The organism is Mesorhizobium sp. M2D.F.Ca.ET.226.01.1.1 (assembly GCF_004022705.2).
GTDB lineage: Bacteria > Pseudomonadota > Alphaproteobacteria > Rhizobiales > Rhizobiaceae > Mesorhizobium.
Genome location: NZ_RZOY02000008.1, coordinates 324,063 through 346,698 on the forward strand (window position 1 = coordinate 324,063; position 22,636 = coordinate 346,698).

The following is a 22,636-nucleotide window of genomic DNA, read 5'->3' on the forward strand; positions in this document are numbered from 1 at the left end:
ATTGATGCGTCCGCAGGAATGCCCCCGCTGTCACGGGGCCAAAAAGGTTTTCGTTTGCGCGCGCTGGCTGAGTTCGAACGGCCATTGCTGCCCAGGCGGCACGCACCGGCTTAACTGTCCGGGGCACAGCATCGCCTGTCTCGAATGCAGCGGGCGCGGCAGCTAGCGATCGATGAGGCCGCGCCTGTCGGCCGCGAACGCCACCGGGGCGCAGCCGGGCATTTTGGCATCGGCAAAAGGCCGCGTCATTAAAGTTTGACATAGCCAAGCTCGCCCAGCGTGCCGCGGTCATTGCATTGCCGACCTCGCTCTTGTCTTGTGCTTTGCCGCCGCCTACCACTTGCCGAATTTCACGGTTTCGTCAGGCCCGGCAAAGCAATGATCGTCCGACTGCGACGCGCCCTGCGATGGCAAGCGCTCCCACTCATTGCCGGCTTTGCCATCGTCGCGCTGATCGTCGGTGGGCGCGCCATCCTTGCCGAAACGCAGATCGCTGACCGCGACGCCAGCCTCGAAGCGATCGAAGCCCAGCAAACGCTCTCGAGCCTGCTTTCGCTCGCCCAGGATGCAGAGACCGGCCAGCGCGGCTATCTGCTGACCGGCGAGAAAAACTATCTCCTGCCCTACCGGCATGCGGTGGAGGCGCTGCCGGCGCTGCTCAAGCGCGTCGATGAGATGTTTCCCGTCGGCAGCGACAGGGCGCAGCAGGTGGTCGGCATCAAGGACGCGCTTGCCCGCATGCAAGCGGAACTCGCCGAGACAATCAGGCTCTACGACACAGGCAACACGGCAAAGGCACTGGATATCGTGCGCGGCGGCAGGGGCAGGCTGGACATGGACCAGATCCGCGCCAACATCGACGCGATACGGCGCATCGACGGCGCAAGCCTCGCCGCCCGCGGCGAGCGTATGGAACAGATCGAAGGCTGGCTGCGCGCCGGCTCGTTCGCGGCACTGCTGGGCATCTTCCTGCTCGGCATCTACACGATCCGCCAATCCGGCCGACGCTTCCAGGAGGTCGCCGCCGCGCAGGATGCGCTGAGAGCCAAGAACGCCGCGCTGCTCAAGGAGATCGAGACGCGTGAACAGGCGGAAGCGCAACTTCGCCAGGTGCAGAAGATGGAGGCGGTGGGCCAGCTGACGGGCGGCATCGCGCATGACTTCAACAACATGCTCGCCATCATCACCAGCGCCATGAACCTCGCGCAGCGCAAGCTCGCCCGCGGCGAGCATGACGTGCAGAACTTCGTCGAGGCCGCCGCCGATGCCGCGGAGCGCGCCGCCAATCTCACGGCCAGGCTGCTTGCCTTTTCCCGGCAGCAACCGCTGGCGCCGCAAATCCTCGACGCCAACCGTCTTGTCACCGGCATGTCGGATCTTCTGCGCCGCACGCTCGGCCATGCGATCGAGATCGAAACGGTGCTGGCGGGCGGGCTCTGGAAAACGCACGCGGACCCCAGTCAGGTCGAGAACGCCATCATCAACCTGGCGGTCAACGCGCGTGATGCCATGGACGACAAGGGCAAGCTCACCATCGAGACGGCCAATTGCCATCTCGACGAGGCGTATGCGGCGGCGCATCCGGACGTGAAGGCCGGTCAGTATGTCATGATCGCGGTGACCGATACCGGCGCGGGCATGTCGTCGGACATCATAGCCAAGGCTTTCGAGCCGTTCTTCACCACCAAGCCGGCGGCCAAAGGGACGGGGCTCGGCCTCAGCCAGGTGTTCGGCTTCGTCAAGCAATCCGGCGGGCATGTCAAAATCTATTCGGAGGCCGGCGAAGGCACGACGATCAAAATCTACCTTCCCCGCTTCACCGGCTCGGAAGAAGTGGCGACGCCGGCAAGGACAAGCGGCAGGAGCGATGTCCCGGCTAAGGCTAACGAAACGGTTCTGCTTGTCGAGGATGACGACCGCGTTCGTGCTTCGACGGCCGCCACGCTGCTCGAGCTCGGCTATACCGTCATCGAGGCCGCCGGCGGCGACGAGGCGTTGCGCAAGCTTGGCGAGAACACCGCCATCGCGCTGATGCTGACCGATATCGTCATGCAGGGCATGAACGGCCGCCAACTGGCCGAACAGGCACGCAAGCAGTCCCGTTCGCTGAAAGTGGTTTTCATGACCGGCTTCACCCGCAACGCGGTGGTGCACAATGGCGTGCTCGACCACGATGTGCACTTCATCGCCAAGCCGTTCACGATGGAACAGTTGGCGGCGAAGCTCAGGGACGCGCTGGCGAGCCCCTGAAGCGCTAGCCTAGCGACTGTCAGATGCGACCGAGCACCACCAGGATAATCACGATAAGCAGGACAAGCCCGAGGCCGCCGCCGCCATAATAGCCGGTGCCGTAGAAAGGTCCGCCGCCAAGGCCGCTGAAGCCGCCAAGCAGGACAAGGATGAGAATGATGATGAGAATTGTGCCGAGGCCCATGGTTTCTTCCTCTTTCTGACTGCGATCCCGCGCTTTGTTATCGAGGAAATGAACTCGCGAGCCGCGCGCATGTTCCGCCGGATCAGTTCTGCTTTCGGACAGCACAGCCGATGAGCCCGACCCGCGCGGAACCATCTCCCGGCCAGCCACGTTGGCACATGCCTATCCAGGCGATCTGGCAAGGAGGCAGGCATATGGGCGTGTCGGTACTTATCGGCGTCTTGATCACCTTCCTGGTGGTGATCCTGGTGCTCTATCTCGTACAGCGCCTGCCGCTCGATGCCCGCGCGCGACAGATCGCGCAGATCATCGTCATCATCATCGGTATCATCTCGTTGCTGAAATATCTTGCGATGTTCTAGCGCCGATCCATATTCGACACCGGAAAACCGAGAGGGCCTGGTGTCCATGAGATATTTGTCGATCGCATTTGTTGCCGGCGTCGTTGCGTGCGCCGCGAGCGCTGCCCACGCCGCCCGCCAGGACACGCGCGGCATGACTTGCGCCCAAGCGCAGGCGCTCGTTCGAAGCCGGCACGCCGCGGTGCTGACCACCGGACCCAACACCTATGACCGCTTCGTGCGCCAGTTCGGCAATGAATGCGACTGGCCGGAGGTGCCGGTATCGATGCCGGTTCCTACCCGCGATGGCCAATGCCGCCTCTATAGATGCGAGGAGCCGGTCCTGAATTTCCCCAACTGAACGATGCCACGCACAGCCAAAAAAGCGTAGCGCCGACGCGCTTGGGGTCTTTATTGTAATGCATATCGTCCTCCCGAAACCGCCAGGCACTTTTGGGCGACATGCATTGGGGCGCGGAACCGTTCCGACCCCAGGCGAATTGTAACGGACGGCGGCGTTGCCGCGCCGGATCAGGCTGCAGGAGGAACGGTCGTGCCCAACGAGATCATGCGCAGCGGCAGTTGCCTGTGTGGCGGCGTGCAGTTCCAGGTTACTGGCGAGCCGCTGCGGGTCGGCCTTTGCCACTGCAAGGACTGCCGCAAGACAAGCGGATCGGCTTTTCATGCCTATGCGGTGTGGCCGCTTCGCGCGTTCGAAACCACCGGCATCACCAGCACCTATGGCGCCCGAAGCTTTTGCCCCACCTGCGGGAGCCGGGTTCCGGTCGTCGGCGAGGATGCGGTCGAGGTCCCGATCGGCAGCCTGGACATTGCGCCGACCGAAGGGCTGGTGCCGGGCTACGAGCTTTGGACGGGACGCCGCGAGTCCTGGTTGCAGGCCGTGCCCGAAGCACAGCAGTTTGAACACGATCGGATCGCCGATGATTCGGCTGCCGGCGCTGACCTCGGTCGAGAGCCGCAGCAAAGGTCGGCCTAGGTCTGGCTCTAACAGGACTTAAGCCTGAACGGTTGTGACCTTCAGTCTGACAAAGTCTCCCGCAATGTCCGGGAAACGGATGGCCGGCTATTGATCCGCGCGGACTTTTCTCGGAGTTTCTCTTGGGGTTTCGCGTTTTTCAACCGGCGGTCGGTTTGCCGGCCATGCCGCTGCCGCTAGCATTTGCAACGCGGCGAAATAGAGTTTGTCCATTTAGAAAATATAAGGATTTTAACCATGTTTCTGGCGGCAATACAACCTCTGAGACTGTGTTGCCCGCCTTTCCCTGTGCTTACCAGGTGAAGTACCAAACTGCAGTTGCAACGCCAAAGTGAAAATTCTTTCGGCTCAAGAAATTTTTTTAACCATTTTCCTTCTGGTTATATCGAATATGACGCTCGAAATTGCCGCGAGCAGTAACGCTTATGACTTCAGTCCTTGTACAAAAGGCCAACTTTGTTTCTTTCAATTTTTGATACATAGTGTTGTGGAATCTTGAAACCGGACGGGGCGGTTTTCATGACGTCGGCGCCTGAACACGGCCGAAACATGCATATGCGGTATCCACCGATCGACGGGTTCTGGACCTGGGACATCAAGCGTGACCGCGTCTATGGCGACGCCAATCTTTCAGACTATTTCGGTCTGACCCTCGATGAGTTTTCGCATGGCGCGTCGCTGGAACGATGCATGCAAAGCATCGACCGGGACGACCGTCCACGGGTTCGATTGGCTATCCGCAAGGCGATAGAGCGCAGGTCCAGCTTCCGGGAGGTCTACAGGGTCCGCTCGGAAAAAATGGGGCTGCGCAAGATCCTGGCCGTCGGCCGATGTTACGTCGATGAGGTGGGCGAGGCAGCGCTCTATCCTGGCTGGTTCGTCGATCTGACGAAGGATGCCGCCTGCGAGGAGCAGGCGCTGCGCGAGATCCACAATCATGTCGGGCTGGCGAAGGACATCGCGCGATCAATCGGTCATGACATGCTGTCCTATCTTCTGGACAATATCGAGGATGAGGTCGAGCAGCGGCTTGACGGAAGACTTAGGAGGCGAAGATCGTCCTGAAGCCAACCGTTTCCGGATCAGCTTCCAGGTTGCAGCTTGCCGCGCCTGCCCACTTCAGCCGTGACCAGGCGCGCGAAATGCGACTGGGGCGACCGGCACTCGATAAGCTTGGCCCGCTCCAGGGCCGCATCGCCGTAGAATTCAATCAGCACGCCGGCCGCTTTGACGGCATCGGCCCTCAACCGGCCGAAATCGGCCTGCCCGCTCGCGCCCAAGGGCTCGCTCCTGGTAATCACGTCAAGCATGGCTTGGAGCTTGTCAGGAGTGCTGCCCTCATCTTCGTGCATGGTCGCTGTCCGATTGGGCGCGCAAAATATCGACATTTCCGCGTGATGTCCAACAGGTTCGTTGATCGGACGGCAGTGCAACCGGGCACAGCTTCACCGCGAGCCGGGCCGCAATCTTCATACAAGCATAGTCAGCCAAACTTACCGCGCAGACATTTGGGGGCACCCATGGACCAGCCTAGCAAAATGGAAAACCTGCAGTTTGCGCAGGGGATCTTGCGAGAGCTTCGCCAGAAGGCGGAAGCGGACGGCGAGAAGCTCCTGACATATCTCATCGATATGGCTTACCTGGAAGCCAGCGACCGTATCCGCGCGCACTGGATCGGCAGCCACGAGCACGAAGGCCGCCGCGCCAAGGGCTGAGGCGCAAGGCAATTGCGGGAAGCGTGTCGCAGTTTTCCGTCCGTGAAAACAAATGGATAGAGCGGTTTCCTCGTTTGCGTGAAACGGCACCGTTTTGGCCGCCGAGGCAGCCCAGGAACGCAAAAAAGCCCGCCATGCCTTCGGCATGACGGGCTGGATCTTGATCCCAAGCGTCGGAGCTATCCGACAGTTCCTCGCCGCTGATTTATGATGCGGCGGCCTTCTGGCGGACCGGAAGTTTCCACCCCGGCCGCGGGAAATGGCAGGTGTAGCCGTTCGGATAGCGCTCGAGGTAATCCTGGTGCTCGGGCTCGGCTTCCCAGAACGGGCCCACCGGGGCGAGTTCGGTGACGACCTTGCCGGGCCACAGGCCGGACGCATCGACGTCGGCGATCGTATCCTCGGCGATCCGTTTCTGGTCTTCGCTGGTGTAGTAAATGGCCGAGCGATAACTCATGCCGATATCGTTGCCCTGGCGATTCTTCGTCGTCGGATCATGGATCTGGAAGAAGAATTCGAGCAGCGCGCGGAAATCAGTCCTGGCCGGGTCGAAGATGATCTCGATCGCCTCGGCGTGGGTGCCGTGGTTGCGGTAGGTGGCGTTGGGGACATCGCCGCCGCTGTAGCCCACTCGCGTTGAGATCACGCCGGGCAAGCGCCGGATCAAATCCTGCATGCCCCAGAAGCAGCCCCCGGCAAGGACTGCGCGTTCGCTGGATGAAGCCATGTCATACCTCCTTTGGATTGCTCCATAGATAGGCGTTGTGGCTGGCTACTTCCAGCGGCTCGAGTGGCCGTGCGCCAAGGCTTGGCGTATTGCACCGTGATTAGTCGGTCACCGAAGGCGAACACCCGCCGACAAGTGCGCGGCGGGTGTTCGAAATTGCGGTGATCAGCGCTGCCGGCCCCGGCCACCGTGGTCGTGATCGTGGCCGCCGCCAAGGCAGGACCCGTCGCCGAGGCCGCAGCAGCGACCGCTCCAAAGCTTGTTCGACGAAGTGTTGGCGCATCCTTGCTGTTCGGCCATTGCCGAACCGGCGAATGCAGCGGCGGCAATAAAGGCAAAAAGAGTATTACGAAGCACTTTGGTCATCTGAGGTTCTCCGTCCAATGAATGTCCATTTGCAGCGATATGTCGCTTGTGAACATGAAATGGTTCACGAAGTTCTCGGGAAAAATGCCGTTGCGCCTGTATCAGTATTTCAAAAACCTGCCCACCGCGACTCCGCCTCGATCACTCGTCGGATTTCGATTTGAACCTTCGGATCACCACCTCGAACACGATGTCCGAAATCCACATCGCCGACACGCCGATCAGGAAGGCGGCGGCAAGCGTAGTGGTGTCGTCGGCGGCATCCGGGATCGGCAGACCGCTTGCCTGAACCCAGGCGACGGCAGGCAATGTCAGGTAGGCGGCGGCCAACGCGCCGCAGATGGGCGAGGCAATCATCTCGCGCAGCTTGTAGCGATGGCGCGACAGCGCCCGCAGCACACCGCCGGCAAGCCCCGCCGCCACGACCTGGCCCTTGATGCCCAGAAGATCGAAGATATCGTGCATCATGGCCTCCAGCCGCAGAGTTTTTCACCCTTGCGGTTGTGCGCGAGCAGCGCCCTTGCCTCCCGGTCCGACAGCGCCTCGACGGTCTGGGCGGAAAGGCGCATGGGAGAGGCAACCGCGCAAAAGCCGCCCTTGGCCGTCGTGCAGCCGGCAATCGCGGCGACGGCCACCGCGACGATCAATCCCTTGCCCATGATTTCAGCTCCTTCCTGAGCGCTTCCGCCGGCAAGGCGCCAATGTCGTTGTCGACCTGGTCGGCGACATTGCGGGCCGCGGTCTCTGCCTCGGCCTGTTTGTTTCGTTCGGCCCGTGCGCCGGCGAGGCGCTGGTGAAAGCCCCAGCCGAGCGCGCCGACGAGACCGGCGCCGATCGCCAGCACCGTGGGATTGGTGAGAAGCCAGGCAAGCAGCGCGCTCATAGCAGCGCTCCGATGAGAAGGCCGGCAACGAAGCAGGAGACGCCGACGATCACATATGGCCTGGCGCTCTCGATGAGCTCAGTGAGAACGGCTTTGAGGTTTTCCATGGTCAGTGCTCCCAGCCGAATTTGCGGGCGAGGCAGTGCCACCACTCCGTTGCGCCAGCGATGGCGAAGCCGATGCCCGCCTCGATCGCCATTTGGATGTCCGGGTCGGATGAGAATGCGGATGCGTCGTCCGCGCCGAACAAGCCGCGGGCGACAAGGGCGGCGGCGAGATAGCGCAGCGCGATGCGGATAATGACGGCAATCATTGGCAGAGCACTCCGAAGAGATTGCAGGGAAGATAAGTGGCCCAAGCGGTGAGCGAGCCGAGCGCCAGGGCGATCAAAGCGAGGATGCCGGCTGCCCCGGCGCGCGTGGATCCTGGCTGTGCGGCGGGCGCCTGCGCCGTGGCGGGCGATCCGCCGACCGGCGATGCCGCGGGCGCTGCGCCATCGGCGGCAGCTTGCACCGGCGGCCCGGCTGCCGTCGTCTGCTGCGGCGCGGCCGACATCAGCAGCGCCTGCCTGCGCACCGCGGCGACGCGCGCGCTCCAGCCCCGGCCGAAATTCGGCCAGGTCAGCAGCTTTTCCAAGAAGGCAAGCCGCGCGTCGCAGAGCGCATCGATGATGACGCCGGCCGGCTTTGCCCTCGCGGCCGCAAGCGTCTCCGGACCGATACGGCCATCCTGCGTGACGCCGAGCACCGCCTGCAGATATTTCGCCGCCCTGCCCGGCCCGCTGTTCACGGCAAAGTCGAAGACGGCATAATCGATGCCATCGGGAAGCTCCGCGCCGGCCACGGCATCCCAATAGAAACGCCGATAAACCGTGGCTACCTGGGCATCGGTGATGGCGCGAAGCTCGGCCTTGCTGGCATCGCCTTTGACATAGCGGCGGAAGGTGGCAAGCGTGACACCTTTCATGGTGGCGCCGCCGGGATCGGCGTGGTTGTCCGACCAGCCTCCTTCCGACTTCAAGACGAGCGAAAGGGCGCGCGCGAAATTGCGGTCCATGGGGGCCTCATTGGAGTTGGTCTGTTGTGGAGGAAAAATTTGCCGGCGCGGATTTGGTGCTCTACCTAGACAGACATTCTTCTGACTTCAGGACGAGTGCAGGTGCCCGCTGGAAATTGCACTCCGTGGGACGTCTCTTGGGAATTTGAGCGATCGGTTGACGTCCAGGCCGCTTGAAAATTGGACATTCTCCGCGATTATAGCCCGACAGGTTTGAGGATGCCTGACCTACTGCTGCTGACTAAACGAGCCCTTGTGGTCGACCAAAAGACCGGATAGCCGCTTTCCTCAGTCTATCTATGTCCAATGACCGGGAGACTGTTATGCTCTCCATCGCGTATCGGTGCTGCTGGCAGCTTTGGGACGTCGTCATGCCGCCAAAACCGGCACAAGCTTTGGGCGGCCGCACGATCGAGGTCGGTAGTATTGCTGACATTAGGTTGAGACATCGGGAGTTAGTACTGACCTTCGATGATGGGCCGATCCCAGAACATACCGAAGCCGTTCTGCGCGCGCTGGACGACGCTGGCGTCAAGGCAACATTCTTGATGATTGGCGCGCAAGCCATGGCGTATCCTGCCCTTGTGCGAATGGTCGCAGAAAGAGGACACACAATCGGAAGCCACACCAACACCCATCTCAATTTGAAAGAACTCGACCCTAAAAGCGCGAGGAAAGAAATCGACGCAGGCAGGGAAAATGTGGCAGCGGCGCTGCAACAGCAGCGATTTCGGGCCGCGCCCTTTTTCCGCTTCCCCTTCCTGCTCAGCACGCCGTTGCTGCGCAATGAACTCAGCGGGCGAAAAATCGTGGTGCTCGATGCCGATATCAATATCGGCGACAGCAAAGAGTTCCTGTCGCCGCAACTGCTTTACCGCCAAGCCATAAGACGGATACTTCGACGCGGCTCGGGCGTTGTTCTTTTGCATGATATACATGCACGCACAGTCACTATTCTGCCTACCCTACTTGCCTATTTAAAGACGAAAGGGTTCACTATAGTGCACCTCGTACCCCAGGCTTGAACACCGCCTACTTAAAGCGGGTCTTTGTCGCGTCGTAGAGTACCCCAATTTGCGCTTGCGTCAGCGCGACACCCTCCCAGACTGCGATTTGTGAAAGACGCGAACCGTTCGTTAGGCCGCGAAGATCGCCCGTGTTGCCGGTACCGCCCACCATAATGGTGTTCGTTGCGTTGCCAGTGTCGGAGCCAACGTAATCGCAATTCTGAATGCTGAATGCACCATTAGAGAAAAAGGTTGCGTTATTGGTGCCGAGTGCCTCGTCAATGCTTAAGGCCACACAATTCCACGCGCCTATCGTGAATTGATTGGCATCGCCGACGCCACCAAAGCCATGTTTGAGGGCAAATCCCATATTGTTGTTGCCGGTGAATGACCACCATTGAAAGCCACGGTCTGCCGCCGCCTGCGCCCCCGAGGTGCCCAACATACAAAAGGTGCCGGTCACCGCCGGGTAAAACCAAGCGAAGAACGTGAACTTGGCCCCGTCCTTGTGGATGTTGCTGATCCACCCAGCGAGAGCCGCCGAATAGCCCGAAGCGGCGGTGTTGGCCTGGAAATAGTCTCCACCGTCGAAGCTCCAATATGTGTTTTTCGAGAAGTCACCCGCCGAGCCGTTCGGGGTCGGATCGCTGGTCTGCACAGAGCTGGATGCGCCACGGAAGAAATCAACGGCGTTGCCGCTGCGATCGAACCACGTTTGACCGGACCCGAACGGGTAAGAAACAGAATCGCCGATATCGAGACAGAGTTTCAGCCCGTTCGACAGCCCTTTTCGCGAAATGGATCCGATCAAGCTTTCAATCGGTCCGATGCGCGGGTGATATTCCGGCATGCTGTAGATCATTACGGCACCTTCATTTAGGCAGTGACGTCGGTATCGTTCTTGCTGATATGTAGCCTGAGCTTATTGCCGATGGTGGTGGCGATGCTCATTGGAGGGCCTCGATGAAAGCTGTCACGCCAGCATCGGTCTTGCTGATATGCAATTTGAACTTGTGGCCACTCACCGTCGTAAGCGAGTCGCCCTTAGGGAAGTTAGCCGCCAAACCTGAGAAGGTGATTGCCCCGGCCGACGCGCCGTTCGTGATGTCGATCTCTATGTTGTAGCTATTGGCAGTCGTCGGTGCAGCAAGCGTGAATGCCCCGTTATTCGTGATCTTTCGATAATTCCCACCGGTCGGCGCTGGCGTGTAGGTACCACTCGACTTCGTACCGTCGTCGACAGCGACTGTGGTAAATCCCGCAGTCACGCCCAAATTATCAGCCGCCTTCAGCAGCATCGCCGCCGCAATTTCCGACAGCGTATCAAACGCCGCTGAAACACCGCCTAGCACCACGTCGATCGATGCCTTCACGAATCCGGTGGTGGCGATCTGCGTAGTGTTGGTGCCTGGTGCCGCAGTCGGTGCAGCCGGCATTCCGGTAAAGGTCGGATTGGCCTTAGGTGCGAAAGTGGTGTCCACGTAGGCGGTCGTCGCGATCTGGGTTGAATTGGTCCCTGCGGCCGCCGTAGGCGCAGTCGGCGTGCCGATGAAAGCTGGGCTCGCTTTCGGTGCCAAGCTCCCCACCGCCACGCCACTATCCTTCACCAGCTTCCCGGTCGTGCCGTTGAACGTGGCGATATTGTCGGTCGCGGCCGAGGCTGGCCCGGCGACCAAGCTCCCCACGGCCACGCCGCTGTCCTTGCCGGCCTTGCCCGTGGTACCGGCGAAGGTCACGATGTTGTCGGTCGCCGATGAGGCCGGGCCGGTGAAGTCGCCCGCGCCGGCGCCATCCGCGCCCTTGTCGCCGGCGTGGGTGAAGATCAGCCAGATGCCGTCAGCTGTGGTCGGCAAGGTGCCTGCGCCGCTGACATAGGCCAGCGTCAGTTTTCGATAGCCCGTTCCGTCCACCACCGAGCCGGTGACGTTGTAGACATAGGCGATTGCGGCTGACGCCTTGGAGCGCAGCGTGAGCTGGCCCTTGATGGTGTTGGTGCTGTCGTCGAACGTATCCAGGATGCCGCTCACCGTGGCGCCGCTGGAATCGAGGTTGTCGATATAAGCCGCGGTGGCGGAGGCGGCGCTGGCATTGTTCAGCCGCAGCGTGCCGTTGCCGGGGTCGGCATCGGCGGTGCCGGTGGAAAAAGTGTAGCCAAGCGCTGCCACGGCATTGGCGGCAGCGACGGCGCTTGCCGCCGCGTTGGTGGCCGAGGTCGCGGCGCTGGTGGCTGAGCCGGAGGCGGCGGTGGCCGAGCTCGAGGCGGCGGAAGCCGAGCCGGCGGCAGCGCTTGCCGAGCCGCCGGCGCTGGTTGCCGAACCGGCTGCCGTGGAAGCGGAACCGGCCGCTGCCGTCGCCGAATTGCCGGCATTGGTGGCGCTGGTCGCGGCATTGGCGGCGGAAGTGGACGCGGCGGTGGCGGAGCCGGCCGCTGCTGTCGCCGAACCCGCCGCGTTGGTGGCGCTGGTCGCGGCGGCGTTCTTGGAGGTCACCGCGGCCGCCGCGCTCGCGGCCGCGGCATTGGCGGCATTCACGGCATCGCCGAGCGTGTCCTGCGAGAGATAGAAGCTGAGCGTGATCGGGTCGGCGCCGATCTCCGGATCCAGCGTCTCGAACGCATAGACGCGATCGGCCGAGACGGCCCCCTCCTGCACATGCACGGTCGTGCCCTTTTGCAGGGTGCGCGCAGTGCGGGCGTCGGCGGCGCGAAACCACTGGCCCTCGCTCGCGGTGTAGATGCCGTTCTGGGTCTGGTCGGCCTGGTCCTTGACCAGCACGCGGTCGCCGACTTGCGTCAGCACGCTGTCGATGGTCTGGAGGCCGTAAAGGGTGATGTTCGCGGTCGTCGCCAGGCGCACGGGTTCGCGCTCGCCGGTCAACAGGCGAACGGCGGCAGTTGCAGGTCGGGCCATAAGGCTGCTCCATAAAAAAAGCCCCGCGAAAGCGAGGCTTGGAAGGTTTTGGGGTCAGTGCGCGGGCTGAGGGCGGTCAGTCTCGATTCGGACGCGAGCGAAGCCACCGCAGCCGCATGCGCCGGCCCACGACGAAACGACGGTGGGGAAAATGGTGCAGTGTCACCACAATTTTCTCATTTCTTGCCATCTCGCCAGTGCCACAGGACATTGGATCGTGTGTTGGCAAGCTCCAGTGGCGGCTTGAGGTCGCCAAACTCCTCCTTGAACTGGTGACGCCATTCCTGCTCATCTAGCACATTGGCGTTGTTTGCAACGTCCACGGCACTGACCCGGATCGGAGTTCGGCTCAAGCATCGCATAGGCGCCTCCCACACCAATTATAGCAGGGCGGTTCTCCCAATCGACGAAGTTTGGTGGTCGATTGTCTCCCAGCGCCCTCACTTCTTGCTGTCTCGCCAATGCCACGGAACATTTGACCGCGTGCTGGCCAGTTCCAAGGGCGGGTCGAGTTTGCCAAACTCCTCTTCAAAGCGCTGGCGCCACTCCTCTTCGTCGAGCAGGTCGCCATCACTTCCGACACTTGCGGCACTGACGCGAACCCAGGGAGAATTGGGCTCCAGCATAGCGTACGCACCTCCTTTGCCAATAATGGCAGGCCGGTTGTCCCAATCAACGAAACCTGGCGGACGATTGTCTGATTCTTGTCTCACACTTCACTCCTTCAGCTTGTCATGTAGCATAGACTACTCGCATATGTGGCAGGCCCCTGATAAGGCCTAGTGCCCTAAGTTAGCTGCTCGACGAGCGGGATTTGGGACTAGTCTATTGAGATTTCGGCGACGCGGCACCACCCTTCAAATTCGCCAGCACCTCGGCCCAAATTGAATCGGCATTACGACGTGCGTCGGAGTAAAGAGCGGCTTCCTGCGACAAAAGATCAAGGTATTCAGGATCTTCTTCATACAGGTTTCGTCTGCGCGTATATTTTGCCTGACCTCCAAGCTCGGCCTTTGCCTTATACATATTGGGCTCCAACATCTGCACCTCGCCCAAAGTACCGTCATCGAAGCGCACCGTCACCTTCCGATCAAAGTAGGCGCTATCCATTTTGCCATGCCACTTTCCGTCACGAACTTTGTAGCGCTGCGCAAGCAAGGCCGCGATCTCGTCGGCTTGCGCCGGGTTTTTGACCACGAAGCTGATCCTGACAATGTCGATCAGCCTGGACGCATCTTTGTATTCATTACGGCCAATCTTTTCGTATGCCGTCTCTCTCTGCTTCGCGCCGTTCGTCACGAATTTCGCGCCGACCTGATCTGCGATTTGCTGACCCGCTCCCTCAAGATCTGCCTGCCATTTGGGTGCCACGGCATAGAGATCATCAAGTGACGAAGTTGGTTGCCGGAAGAAATCCGGCTTTCGCTTCGGCGGCGAAGCTGTGGCTGTGCCCTCTCCAGCGGCGGGGCGCACTTCCCCAGCCTTCTCGGCAGCAACCGGGCGGGAAGCGGCTTGCGAAGTCGGGTTATCCGCCACCTCCGAACTTGCGAAGGATTTGCCGGCAATGGATCGTTCTGCTTGCGCTGTCGCCCTGGGGCCAACCAACTCGGTCGCACGCGCTATTGCTTTCGGAGCACCCTCACCCAAGCCCCAGGCAGCTGCATCAGATCCCTGTTGCATCATCAGGTCTTCAACAGCGTTCGCTGGCCTGTAGTAATCCTTGTATTCCGGAGGACTGACCGCTCCTCCAGACATGCGGTAGGCAGCCCAATCTTTTGCGTTGCTGGCTGCTATCCCTGCATTTGCAACTACCTTGCCGAGCGCTTTGGCTTCCGATGCAAATATTGAACCCGTCGACGGCCGTTGATAGCCAGACGCTACCGGCATGATCCAACCCAGGCCGGCCGCGGCCAACTGCCTGCCCACGGCAGCCCGGGCAGGCCCTAGCGTTCCGGCAAGCAGCGCGGTTGTCTTGGCGTTCTTCTCCTGCTGATACAGGCTGCGGCTGTTCTGACTGCCTGCGAGTTCCTGAATGACGTCCTGCGGCACAAGCTGGGGGTTCTCGATGCCCAGTCTTTCCTGCGCGGCGAGAGCCATCGCTATCGCTTTGTCGTAAGCTTCCTTGTTGTAGCCGTTGGGGTCCTCGAGGCCGCCGCCAATGGCAGCCTTCCAAGCCGCAGCGATGGCTGGAACCGCATCCGCGGCGGCGCCCCAGGCATCGGTTCGCCTTCTGGTGAGGACCCGCATTGCCGCAACGGCGGTCGACAAGCGCTGCGGATTGCTTTTCTGTGATCCGCCGGTCTCCGAAGCGGCATCGTTGAGGGCGGCATTGATAGCCTGGTTCGACATAGTCCGCATGTCGAACATATTCTTGCGGACATCGATCTGCCAATCGAGACCTTGCCGGCGCTTTGGTCCCTCGTCCGGGCCGTAGACGATCTTGTAGGCATCCTCGCCCGGTATCTGGCCGGAGTAGCTGCCTGTACGTTCGATCTCGTCAGGCGCCTCTGCTTCGGCGCGACCTATGGCAGCGCCGATCTTGATCTTCAGCGCAAGGTTGGCAGCATCGGCCTGTCGGCGGACCATGTGCCATTCCTGCTCCGGAACGTCATCCCTGAAAGCCTGAGCTATCACCTCATCCGGGGTCTTGTTGCGACGCCAATCGCCTTTTGCCGCCGCCTGGCCCCTGGCGACGCACCAAGCTGCGCCCGCACCGTCTCGCCCATGCCGTCGCTGGCCACCGGTCCGGCGCTCAGCATCTCGGCGGCACGGCGCGGATCCTGCGCGATCAGCGCTTGCATGCGCGCCTTTGCGGTGCTGGCGCGCCAGTCGGCTTCGGCCTGCTGCCTGATCTGCGGATCGAGATCTATCTTGGCGAGGAGTTCGAGGCCGATCTGTCGAGAGGCGTCGAAGGCAGCGGTGTCGTTCGGGTCGCTTTGCGCGATGTTGTTGAGTTCGGCGGTGTGGACCTCCGCTACCTGATCCTGCTCATATTGCTTGCGGCGCTGATTTTGCTGAAGCGCCAAGCGCACCGAACCCGCCTCCCGCAGCGCTTCCTTGCGGCTGGCAAGACCTGGGCGCAGCTCGGGCGGCATCTGCTTCAGGAAATTGCCGAACAGCGTGTCGAACAGGCCGGTCTTCACCACCTGACCGGTGTACGGATCGACCTGGCCATACATGGTGTCGTGCAGGCCGGCGCCGTCGGCGGGCGCGTTGGCCGCCGTCTCGGCCTCGGCCTTGGCGAGTTCGCCGTTCAGCCGGCGCGCGGCGATCTCGGTGTCGAAAGCCTGCTGCTGCGCCTTGCGCTGCTCGTAGCGCTCGGCGGCGGCCTGCCACCTGTCGCCGAGTTGCTGCATCGCTTCGCCGACCGGCGAGGAGTCCGGATATTGCACCGCATTGCCGGTATCGAGCCGGCGCTCGCCGACAAAAAGCGGAATGATGTGAACCATATCAATAGAGCCCGGTGTAGCCGCCGATGATGGCCCGGCTCGCCCGAGGCGAGAGCGACGACCCGCCAAAGGTCACGGACCTAGCCGGATCGTAGAGGCCCGACAAACCATCGATGAGGCCACTGCCGGCCTTGAAGATCGAGGCCGTCATCGCCTGCTTGCCCTGGAAGCGCGAGATGGCGGCCTGGGTGTTGAGGTTGTTCTGGCGCAGCTGCGAATTGTACAGAGTGGCATCGAGGTCGACCTGACCCTGCCGGGCGTTCGCCGCCAGAACTTCGGTCGGCGAGCCGGCTATGCCGACTCCGGAAGCGCCCGCCTGGGCGCGCGCCTCGGCTTCGAGCAAGTCCTGCTTATGGCGCTCCTGTCTCTGCTCGAAGGCGGCGCTTTGCGCATCCGCCTGCGCCTGCTGCTCGTAGGCCTTGGCTTGGTAATTGGCCAATTGCTGCTGCTGGGCACCCTGCATCAGGGCGCCGCCGACCGACACGGCCGTGCCTGCCAGTCCAAGAAGAGCCAATGTGCACATGGTTCAGCCTCGCTTGGGTTTCTTGGTCGCGCCGGCAACGGGCGCGCGGAGCGCCGGGCGCGGGTCGAGCGCGCCGCCGGTGCCGATGAGGGATAGGAGCTGCCGGTCAGCCGCTAGGCCGGCGCGGCTGAGGCGAGCGGGCGCGGCCGCGCGCGGGCCGGCCATGGCGGCGCGGCGGGTGGCGGCGAGGCTTACTTTCAAGCGCGGCAGCCCGGCGGCGTCGAACAGGCCGTTGGCGGCGGCGATGGCGCGCGACAGCGCGTCGGCCTCGAACAGTTCCTCGCGCAGTTCCTCGATCAGCCGGTACGCGGCGCGCCAGCGGGAACCGAGAAGCGCTGCCTTGCCTTCGATCTCCGTGGACAGCGCCTCGATGTCCGCGCGGGCTTCGCTTTCCGCGACAGCGGCGCGGCGGTCGCCGACGGCGGCGATTGTTCGTTCCAGCACCGCGACCCTGTCATTGCAGTCGTCGAGCGCGGCGCGCGCGGCGGCGAGATCGCCATCGCCGAGAATGGCGCGGTCTTCCGCTTGCTTCAGGCCCTGGCGGCTGGCGACGGCTTCCGAGAGATCGGTGTCGAGCAAGGCGATGACGGCGGCCAAATCCGCAGCCGTCCGCGCCCTGCCGAGAGCTTCGGCATGGGGTGTCATGTTGTGGGTCCTTCCATGGAGGGATGATTGGGACGACGGAGCTGCCAATCTTGCCCCCGCGAGGGGGAGATTGGCGGCTTTAGCGTAGGCGCTACGGCTCCGCGTCGAACACAGGCGTGAATGCCCGGATCGTGCAGGGCGTCGGGTTGACGTGGCGGATGCGCACCCTGCCCTGTCCTTCCCAGCTGTCGTCGATCGGCACATCAACATTGCCGGTATAGAGTTTCGCCTTGCCGTCGGGCGCGACGATGGAGGGCATACGCACGGCTTCCCAGCGGCCGCGCATGAAGGACTGCACCTGAAGCCCCGTGGTGTCGGTTTCGAGCAACGACAGGATCAGCTTCGCCACCTTCTTGCGGCGGCCGATCAGCGAGCCGTCCTGGCCGCCGACATCCAGTTCCAAAGTGTCGGCCTGGGCCTGGAACGGAAGCCCGACCTGCCATTTGGCGGCGGTTGCTCCGGCGGGCAGGGCCACCTGGCCGGAGGCGACCGTCAATCCGCGAAAGACCTTGCCGTCGGCGAGCACATCGACCGTCTCGCCATTGAGATGGCCGAGGCCGGAGACGACGTTCACGGGCGCTCCAGAATAGCTCAGCCCGCAATCGACCTGGAAGGCGTCTTCCAGCGCGCCATATTCGAAGGGCGTCTGCATCACCTCGATGTAGCGTCTGGTGACGCCGCCGATGGTGCGCCTGACGACCAGCCAGATATCGTCGACGCCGTTCTGGCCGGGCGTGACCACAGCACTTTCCACGGCGGCCCATTCCAGGCCAGTGGCGGCGCCGCCGAACCGGTGGCGGTGCATGCCGCGCACGTCCTGGCTCGGCTGGTGCGTGTAGCCGCCGAGCTCGCCATCATCGAGCGGGAACCAAAGGATGGGATCAGGGTCGGTCTGGTAGGCGATCTCGACCACGCCCTTCTTGGGGATATGCTCGGACACCTGGCCGATGTCGTCGGAGGTGAACTTGTTCGCCTGGACCTGGGTGAGCTCGGCGATCGCCCGGCGCGAGCGCGTCACGTAAAGGAAAGACTGGCCGGCATCGACGGGGCGGATGCGGGCGCAGCCGAAGGTGCGCGAGCGGCGGTTCTTGAAGGAGGACGGCGTCAGCGCCTCATCGATGCCGGAACCGGACAGCGCCCTGATGCCGCCCGAGGTGCCGATCAGCAGCGCGCCGTCGGAATCGGCGATCCAGACGATGTCGTTTGCCTGCCCGCCGCCGGCCTGGACGAATTCCAGCGCGTCGTCGTCCTTTTCGCCGAGGGTGAAATTGTCGAAGTCGCCCGTGGCCGAGGCATAGACGGAAAACCTGCGGCTGAAGGCAAGCCGTTCCTCGAACAGCGAACTGCTCTCGACATATCTGCCCGGTACGAAGGTGCCGAGCCGCCAGCGCACGATCGGGTTGGTGTTCGGAAGCGCATGGGCATAGAGCACGATCTTGACCACCGTGGCGCTGGCGTAGTCGGTGATCCTGGCCCAGCGCCAGACGCCGTCGGAACCGAGCAGCCGGATCGCGCGGCCGACATCCGTGGACTGGAACCCGGCGCCGTCGTTGATGCCGGCGGTGCCGGATGCGGTGAGGTCGAACGGCGTCTGGTCGGAGGCGGCCATGTGCAGGGCAAGCTCGGCCGACCGGCTTGGAGCGGCGTCGGCGCCGCCGCCGCCGGTGAACGAGAGCTGGTGATACTCATAGGCCGACTTGTTGGTGAATTCGTAGAAGCGCTTCTCGCTGTTCGACCAGCCGATCTCGCCGGTCCTTGAGTCCAGCGTCGTCCAGTTCACGCCGTCGTTGGAGCCCTGCAACTCCCAGGCGGTGAACTGGTCGGCATTGTTGGCGTTGTTGCTGGGATCGATCGTGTTCGACGTCGCGATCCAGTACGCATCGACGATACGCCTGACGCCGCCGGCGTTCCTGTAGCGGATAAAGCCGGATGAGCCGCTGTCGACGGTCACGTCCTCGATCAGCGACCGGTTGAACATCCTGTAGGCATCGGCCGTGCCGCCCCCGTTCGAGGCGGTCCCCGTAGGCGCGGTGTTCGATGTCATCTTCGGCGTCAGATGTCCGGTGTCGGAGGGCGTCAGCGTGGTCGCCGTGTCGTTGATCGGATCGTAGGGGCCGTCGAGGAATTCGAAGTCAGCCAGCGTCCACGTCGCGTGCGCGGCGCGCGTCAGCACCTTGGGCAGGTAGTTGCGATGGGTAATCCACATCTGGTCCGCCGACTGGACATAGGCGAGCTCGAAGAGATCCGCCTCGAGGTATGGCGAGGCGATCTCCACCGAGCCGACGCGCGCGCCATAGGCATAGACGCGGATATACTGATCGCCGAATTCCAGGCAGTAGGCTTGCTCGGAGGAGAAGATGAACGGGATGAGCCTGGTCTTCTTCGCGGACGCCTTGACCTCGCCGACGAAGTAGGTGCCGCCCCGCTTGCGGATGCCGCCATGCGGCAGCGTGAGGAAGTTCTCGCATTTCGCCAGTGACCCGCGATAGAGGTCGAGCGAAGCGCGCGAATGGAGCCTGGGCGAAATCTCGCCGCGGGTGAAGACGTCCTGAACCGGATAGAGCGCTGTCATTAACGAAGACTCCGGAAATCGCCGCGCTGCGCCGCCCAGGCGCCGGTATAGAGCCGGCCGCCACGCTGGATGGCGTTGGCGCTGAAGGCGGCGTCGAGCGCGCGGTCATAGGCGGCGCGCGCGATGTCGATCATGCCGGCCTTGTGGGTCAGCGGATGCGCGATCTTGATCGCCAGCGCCGCGACCAGCACTTCGGTGAACAGCGCGTCCCAGTCGTTGGGGTCGGTGAGATTGGCGAGGTAGCGGATGGTCAGCGGCCCGGCCTGGTCGGAATAGATCAGCCCCGCCTCCTGGCGCCAGGAGATCGGCTGGCCGTCGGGCTCGCCATTGGCGGTCAGCGGCAGCGGGCGAATGCAGTCGGCCGGCAATTCGTAGACATAGTTCAGCGTGCAATCGCCGGAGCCGGTATCGGCGCCCGCAACCTGCGCCGAGAGGATGGCGAAAACCCAGGCATGCTTGGCGAGCTCGCCCTCGCGGGTGAGGTCGAGGTGAAGATTGAGCAGGCGCGCCGCCTTGACGTCCTGGTCGAGGCTGTCGATCGGCGCTTCGTCGAGAACGGCCAGCGCCATGTTGGCGATGTCGAGCGGGGTGATGGCCATGGGTCGGTGATCCGTGTGGGGGTGAAGCTTGGACGCGCAAATCGCCAAGAGTGGCGCTCTACGGCGCCCCCCTCTGTCCTGCCGGACATCTCCCCCACTGGGGGGAGATTGGCAGCGTGGCCGCTGGCGCACTTCCTGCGACGACTTTGACGATTGGCGAAACCGGCGCGACATCTCATCTCCCCCCTCGTGGGGGAGATGTCCGGCAGGACAGAGGGGGGCGCGAAGGAACGCTGCCCTAGAAAGAGGCGGGGCACTTCTGCCCCGCCTTCACAAGTAAGCCGTTACGCCTCGGTCGTCTTCAGCGCGATGAAGCTCATGTTCTTCACGCTTGAGGCCGTGCGGTCCCAGTTCACCGCCAGCGCGAGCTCGGCGTCGGTGGCGAACTCGCCGACGGTCGAGGCGTCGAGGAAGCGCGTGCCGGGAACATGCGCGACGAAATGCCGACGGCCGACCATTTCGGTGACGCCGCCGCCATGGCCCTGGCGCGGCTTGCGGTCGAACTCCAGCGGGCCGCCTTCGGAATTGACCGGCAGCTCGTTCCACAGGATCGCCTTGTCCTTGAACATGAAGGCCGTGTAGACGCCCGCCGCCTGCGGGATGTCGTCGTCGACCACGCAGCGCAGCCCCATGTAATAGGGGATCAGCGGCCCGCCCTGCTCCGAGGACGGCACATAGTCGATGAGGTCGGCGAGCTTCAGCGCCTTCATCTGCTTGGAATGCATCCAGATGGTACGGAACTTGTCCGCGCGATCACCCATGAGGTAGGCCGCCTCGATGATGTCGGTGTCGACGATCGAGGCGCCGGTGGTGCGCACCAGGTCGCCGCCGTCATTGGCGACATTGTCGGCCAGCACGCCCTTGAGGATGCCGAGCAGGGTCAGCTTGTTGGCGCGCTGCCAGTATTCGGTCTGGCGGCGCACGATCAGCTTCTGCGGGTCGTCACCGGCCAGGATCGCGGTGAGATCCGGAACGCCCCAGGCCTGGGCCCGCACATTGCGGGCGGCGACCTCGCGGCGCGAGCCGATCTTCTTCATCTCGATCGAGTCGGCCGGATCGTCATTGACCGGCTCGGACGGATCGTTGCCGAGATCCTTCCAGCCGGGCATGTCGACGGAGCGGCCGCCCATCGACAGTTTCGAGGAAATCGCCGGATCGGAAAACAGGATGCCGGCCTGAAAAATTTCGAGGGACTGGACATGCTCCTCGAACGAGTACTGGGCATAGACGGACGGAACGATCGCGTCCGCGATGCGGGTATAGGCGTCTGCCATTTGGTCTTTCCTTTGAGGTTGGTGAGATGGGGCCGGCGGCTAGAGCGGGTTGTTGGGCATCCAGAGATCCGGGTTTTCGCCCGCATCCCTGGCGAGCCGCCGGGCGCGTTGGGGGTCGGCTTTGACAAGGGCGGAAATGGCCGAGATGTTGCGCTCGCCGGCGGCGTTGCGGCGGAAGGGGTTTTGGCCCCTGGGCGCTCCGTCGGCGTCGATCGTGTCTTCGCGGAACATCGCCTCGCCGATCGCATGGAAGGCGCGGGCGATCTGCGGATCGGTCAGCGCGCCATCGGGCAGAAGGATGCCCTTCTGCTTGTAGGCGTCGACCAGGCCGAGCTTCTTCATCGCCCGGTTGGCGACCTCGAGCTTCTGGCGAAAGCCATCGCTGTCGGTCGGCCCCCAGTCGCGCACCAGCTCGTCATGCGTGGCCTCGACCGAGCGCGACAGCGCCGCCTGCTGCTGCGCAGCCTGCTCGGCCATGTAGCCCACAAAGCGGTCGTGATAGGCCTGCGCGATCTTCGGGCTGGCGCCCGCTTCGACCGCCCAGGCTTTCGAGGCATTGGCGAGCTCGTCCGAATAGGCGAAGTTTTCCGGCAGGTTGTCGGGCCGCCGGTACTCGACCTTTTCGGCCGAAGTCAGCGGACGCATCGCCTCCGGCAATCTGGAATGGAACCTGTCCCATTCCTCCTTCGGCGCGTCTTTTGACGGAACGCGCAGGCTTTCGCCCTGCTGGCGCTCCAGTTCCGCATAGGATGTGAAAACCCGGTCGAGGCTTTCGGCCTTGGTCCAGCCCTTGGCTTCAGCGAGCTTGCGGTTGCCTTCGGAAAGACCGTCAAACCAACTTCTGCCGGCCGCCGGGGCGGACCCGTTGTCCCCGGAAGCCGGAGGCGTCGCCAGGTTGCCCGCCGGCCGCGAAGCCACGGACCCGGCCTCTGCCAGATCTGTCATGAGATGTGTTCCTTTCTTCTCCTTCTCCCCCTGTGGGAGAAGGTGGATCGGCGCGCAGCGCCGAGACGGATGAGGGGTGTTGGAAGGAATGAGAGGTTGGTGATTTGGATCGAAGTATGCGCCAAGCTGGAGCACCCCTCATCCGACCGAGCTTCGCTCGGCCACCTTCTCCCACAAGGGTAGAAGGGAGAGCG

28 protein-coding genes are annotated in these 22,636 nt (G+C 62.9%); 7 read left to right on the forward strand and 21 right to left on the reverse strand.

What is annotated here, in order from left to right; all coding sequences use genetic code 11:
* Positions 1-378 precede the first annotated feature (378 nt).
* Complete coding sequence (locus tag EN869_RS20495) at positions 379-2,250, forward strand: CHASE3 domain-containing protein (protein ID WP_245489432.1); 1,872 nt, start codon at positions 379-381, stop codon at positions 2,248-2,250.
* A gap of 19 nt (positions 2,251-2,269) precedes the next feature.
* On the opposite strand, the gene EN869_RS20500 is transcribed toward EN869_RS20495, so the two are convergent.
* Entirely contained in the window at positions 2,270-2,434 is a 165-nt protein-coding gene (locus EN869_RS20500; RefSeq protein WP_127227282.1) for a DUF3309 family protein, read from the reverse strand.
* A gap of 194 nt (positions 2,435-2,628) precedes the next feature.
* Between EN869_RS20500 and EN869_RS20505 the strand changes: the two genes are divergently transcribed.
* The 4 genes from EN869_RS20505 to EN869_RS20520 all read left to right on the forward strand — a co-directional run bounded on the left by EN869_RS20505 (position 2,629) and on the right by EN869_RS20520 (position 4,837).
* Positions 2,629-2,796: a Thivi_2564 family membrane protein gene (locus EN869_RS20505; protein ID WP_127227281.1), complete on the forward strand. Its 168-nt coding sequence runs from the start codon at positions 2,629-2,631 to the stop codon at positions 2,794-2,796.
* Positions 2,797-2,842: 46 nt separating this feature from the next.
* Complete coding sequence (locus EN869_RS20510; RefSeq protein ID WP_127227546.1) at positions 2,843-3,136, forward strand: hypothetical protein; 294 nt, start codon at positions 2,843-2,845, stop codon at positions 3,134-3,136.
* Positions 3,137-3,343: 207 nt separating this feature from the next.
* Positions 3,344-3,772, forward strand: coding sequence for a GFA family protein (locus tag EN869_RS20515; protein ID WP_167498631.1), 429 nt, complete (start codon positions 3,344-3,346; stop codon positions 3,770-3,772).
* A gap of 555 nt (positions 3,773-4,327) precedes the next feature.
* The gene (locus EN869_RS20520) at positions 4,328-4,837 is read left to right on the forward strand and encodes a PAS domain-containing protein (RefSeq protein WP_167498613.1); all 510 of its coding nucleotides are present in this window, start codon (positions 4,328-4,330) and stop codon (positions 4,835-4,837) included.
* Positions 4,838-4,854: 17 nt separating this feature from the next.
* Here EN869_RS20520 and EN869_RS20525 read toward each other — a convergent pair whose 3' ends face one another.
* Positions 4,855-5,124 carry a hypothetical protein gene (locus EN869_RS20525; RefSeq protein ID WP_127227278.1) on the reverse strand — a complete coding sequence of 90 codons (270 nt, stop codon included), beginning with the start codon at positions 5,122-5,124 and terminating at the stop codon, positions 4,855-4,857.
* 186 nt (positions 5,125-5,310) lie between these two features.
* Here EN869_RS20525 and EN869_RS34485 point away from each other — a divergent pair, with 186 nt between their 5' ends.
* Positions 5,311-5,487, forward strand: coding sequence for a hypothetical protein (locus EN869_RS34485; protein WP_167498612.1), 177 nt, complete (start codon positions 5,311-5,313; stop codon positions 5,485-5,487).
* Positions 5,488-5,692: 205 nt separating this feature from the next.
* Here EN869_RS34485 and msrA read toward each other — a convergent pair whose 3' ends face one another.
* The 7 genes from msrA to EN869_RS20560 form a co-directional block, all read right to left on the reverse strand.
* On the reverse strand, positions 5,693-6,214 hold the full coding sequence (gene msrA, locus EN869_RS20530) for a peptide-methionine (S)-S-oxide reductase MsrA (protein ID WP_127227277.1): 522 nt from the start codon (positions 6,212-6,214) through the stop codon (positions 5,693-5,695).
* A gap of 165 nt (positions 6,215-6,379) precedes the next feature.
* Positions 6,380-6,580 carry a hypothetical protein gene (locus EN869_RS20535; protein ID WP_127227276.1) on the reverse strand — a complete coding sequence of 67 codons (201 nt, stop codon included), beginning with the start codon at positions 6,578-6,580 and terminating at the stop codon, positions 6,380-6,382.
* Between the two features lie 141 nt (positions 6,581-6,721).
* Positions 6,722-7,045, reverse strand: coding sequence for a hypothetical protein (locus EN869_RS20540; protein WP_127227545.1), 324 nt, complete (start codon positions 7,043-7,045; stop codon positions 6,722-6,724).
* Positions 7,045-7,239, reverse strand: coding sequence for a hypothetical protein (locus EN869_RS20545; RefSeq protein WP_127227275.1), 195 nt, complete (start codon positions 7,237-7,239; stop codon positions 7,045-7,047). Before EN869_RS20545 ends, EN869_RS20540 begins: the two co-directional genes overlap by 1 nt.
* On the reverse strand, positions 7,224-7,463 hold the full coding sequence (locus tag EN869_RS20550; protein WP_127227274.1) for an ABC transporter permease: 240 nt from the start codon (positions 7,461-7,463) through the stop codon (positions 7,224-7,226). Before EN869_RS20550 ends, EN869_RS20545 begins: the two co-directional genes overlap by 16 nt.
* Before the next feature lie 109 nt (positions 7,464-7,572).
* On the reverse strand, positions 7,573-7,776 hold the full coding sequence (locus EN869_RS20555) for a hypothetical protein (RefSeq protein ID WP_127227273.1): 204 nt from the start codon (positions 7,774-7,776) through the stop codon (positions 7,573-7,575).
* On the reverse strand, positions 7,773-8,519 hold the full coding sequence (locus EN869_RS20560; RefSeq protein WP_127227272.1) for a glycosyl hydrolase 108 family protein: 747 nt from the start codon (positions 8,517-8,519) through the stop codon (positions 7,773-7,775). Before EN869_RS20560 ends, EN869_RS20555 begins: the two co-directional genes overlap by 4 nt.
* Before the next feature lie 323 nt (positions 8,520-8,842).
* On the opposite strand from EN869_RS20560, the gene EN869_RS20565 reads away from it, so the two are divergent.
* Positions 8,843-9,544 carry a polysaccharide deacetylase family protein gene (locus tag EN869_RS20565; protein WP_167507059.1) on the forward strand — a complete coding sequence of 234 codons (702 nt, stop codon included), beginning with the start codon at positions 8,843-8,845 and terminating at the stop codon, positions 9,542-9,544.
* Positions 9,545-9,551: 7 nt separating this feature from the next.
* Here EN869_RS20565 and EN869_RS20570 read toward each other — a convergent pair whose 3' ends face one another.
* From EN869_RS20570 to EN869_RS20620, 12 genes are all read right to left on the reverse strand, one after another.
* Positions 9,552-10,388 carry a LamG-like jellyroll fold domain-containing protein gene (locus EN869_RS20570; protein ID WP_127227270.1) on the reverse strand — a complete coding sequence of 279 codons (837 nt, stop codon included), beginning with the start codon at positions 10,386-10,388 and terminating at the stop codon, positions 9,552-9,554.
* Positions 10,389-10,473: 85 nt separating this feature from the next.
* A complete protein-coding gene (locus EN869_RS20575) occupies positions 10,474-12,435 on the reverse strand; it encodes a hypothetical protein (protein WP_127227269.1) in 1,962 nt (653 codons plus the stop codon).
* A 176-nt stretch (positions 12,436-12,611) separates the two neighbouring features.
* A complete protein-coding gene (locus tag EN869_RS34490) occupies positions 12,612-12,758 on the reverse strand; it encodes a hypothetical protein (RefSeq protein ID WP_167507060.1) in 147 nt (48 codons plus the stop codon).
* Between the two features lie 117 nt (positions 12,759-12,875).
* A complete protein-coding gene (locus tag EN869_RS20580; protein WP_127227268.1) occupies positions 12,876-13,061 on the reverse strand; it encodes a hypothetical protein in 186 nt (61 codons plus the stop codon).
* 199 nt (positions 13,062-13,260) lie between these two features.
* Positions 13,261-15,021, reverse strand: a complete 1,761-nt coding sequence (locus EN869_RS20585) for a hypothetical protein (protein ID WP_127227267.1) — start codon at positions 15,019-15,021, stop codon at positions 13,261-13,263.
* Positions 15,022-15,065: 44 nt separating this feature from the next.
* Positions 15,066-15,884: a hypothetical protein gene (locus EN869_RS20590; RefSeq protein WP_189342939.1), complete on the reverse strand. Its 819-nt coding sequence runs from the start codon at positions 15,882-15,884 to the stop codon at positions 15,066-15,068.
* Between the two features lies 1 nt (position 15,885).
* Positions 15,886-16,407, reverse strand: a complete 522-nt coding sequence (locus tag EN869_RS20595) for a hypothetical protein (RefSeq protein ID WP_127227266.1) — start codon at positions 16,405-16,407, stop codon at positions 15,886-15,888.
* 3 nt (positions 16,408-16,410) lie between these two features.
* Positions 16,411-17,052: a hypothetical protein gene (locus EN869_RS20600; protein WP_127227265.1), complete on the reverse strand. Its 642-nt coding sequence runs from the start codon at positions 17,050-17,052 to the stop codon at positions 16,411-16,413.
* A 91-nt stretch (positions 17,053-17,143) separates the two neighbouring features.
* Positions 17,144-19,624: a hypothetical protein gene (locus EN869_RS20605; RefSeq protein WP_127227264.1), complete on the reverse strand. Its 2,481-nt coding sequence runs from the start codon at positions 19,622-19,624 to the stop codon at positions 17,144-17,146.
* Positions 19,624-20,223 carry a hypothetical protein gene (locus EN869_RS20610; RefSeq protein WP_127227263.1) on the reverse strand — a complete coding sequence of 200 codons (600 nt, stop codon included), beginning with the start codon at positions 20,221-20,223 and terminating at the stop codon, positions 19,624-19,626. The genes EN869_RS20605 and EN869_RS20610 overlap by 1 nt, the downstream gene beginning before the upstream one ends.
* Before the next feature lie 284 nt (positions 20,224-20,507).
* Entirely contained in the window at positions 20,508-21,497 is a 990-nt protein-coding gene (locus EN869_RS20615; protein ID WP_073987568.1) for a Coat protein, read from the reverse strand.
* 39 nt (positions 21,498-21,536) lie between these two features.
* Entirely contained in the window at positions 21,537-22,442 is a 906-nt protein-coding gene (locus EN869_RS20620) for a hypothetical protein (protein ID WP_127227544.1), read from the reverse strand.
* Positions 22,443-22,636 lie beyond the last annotated feature (194 nt).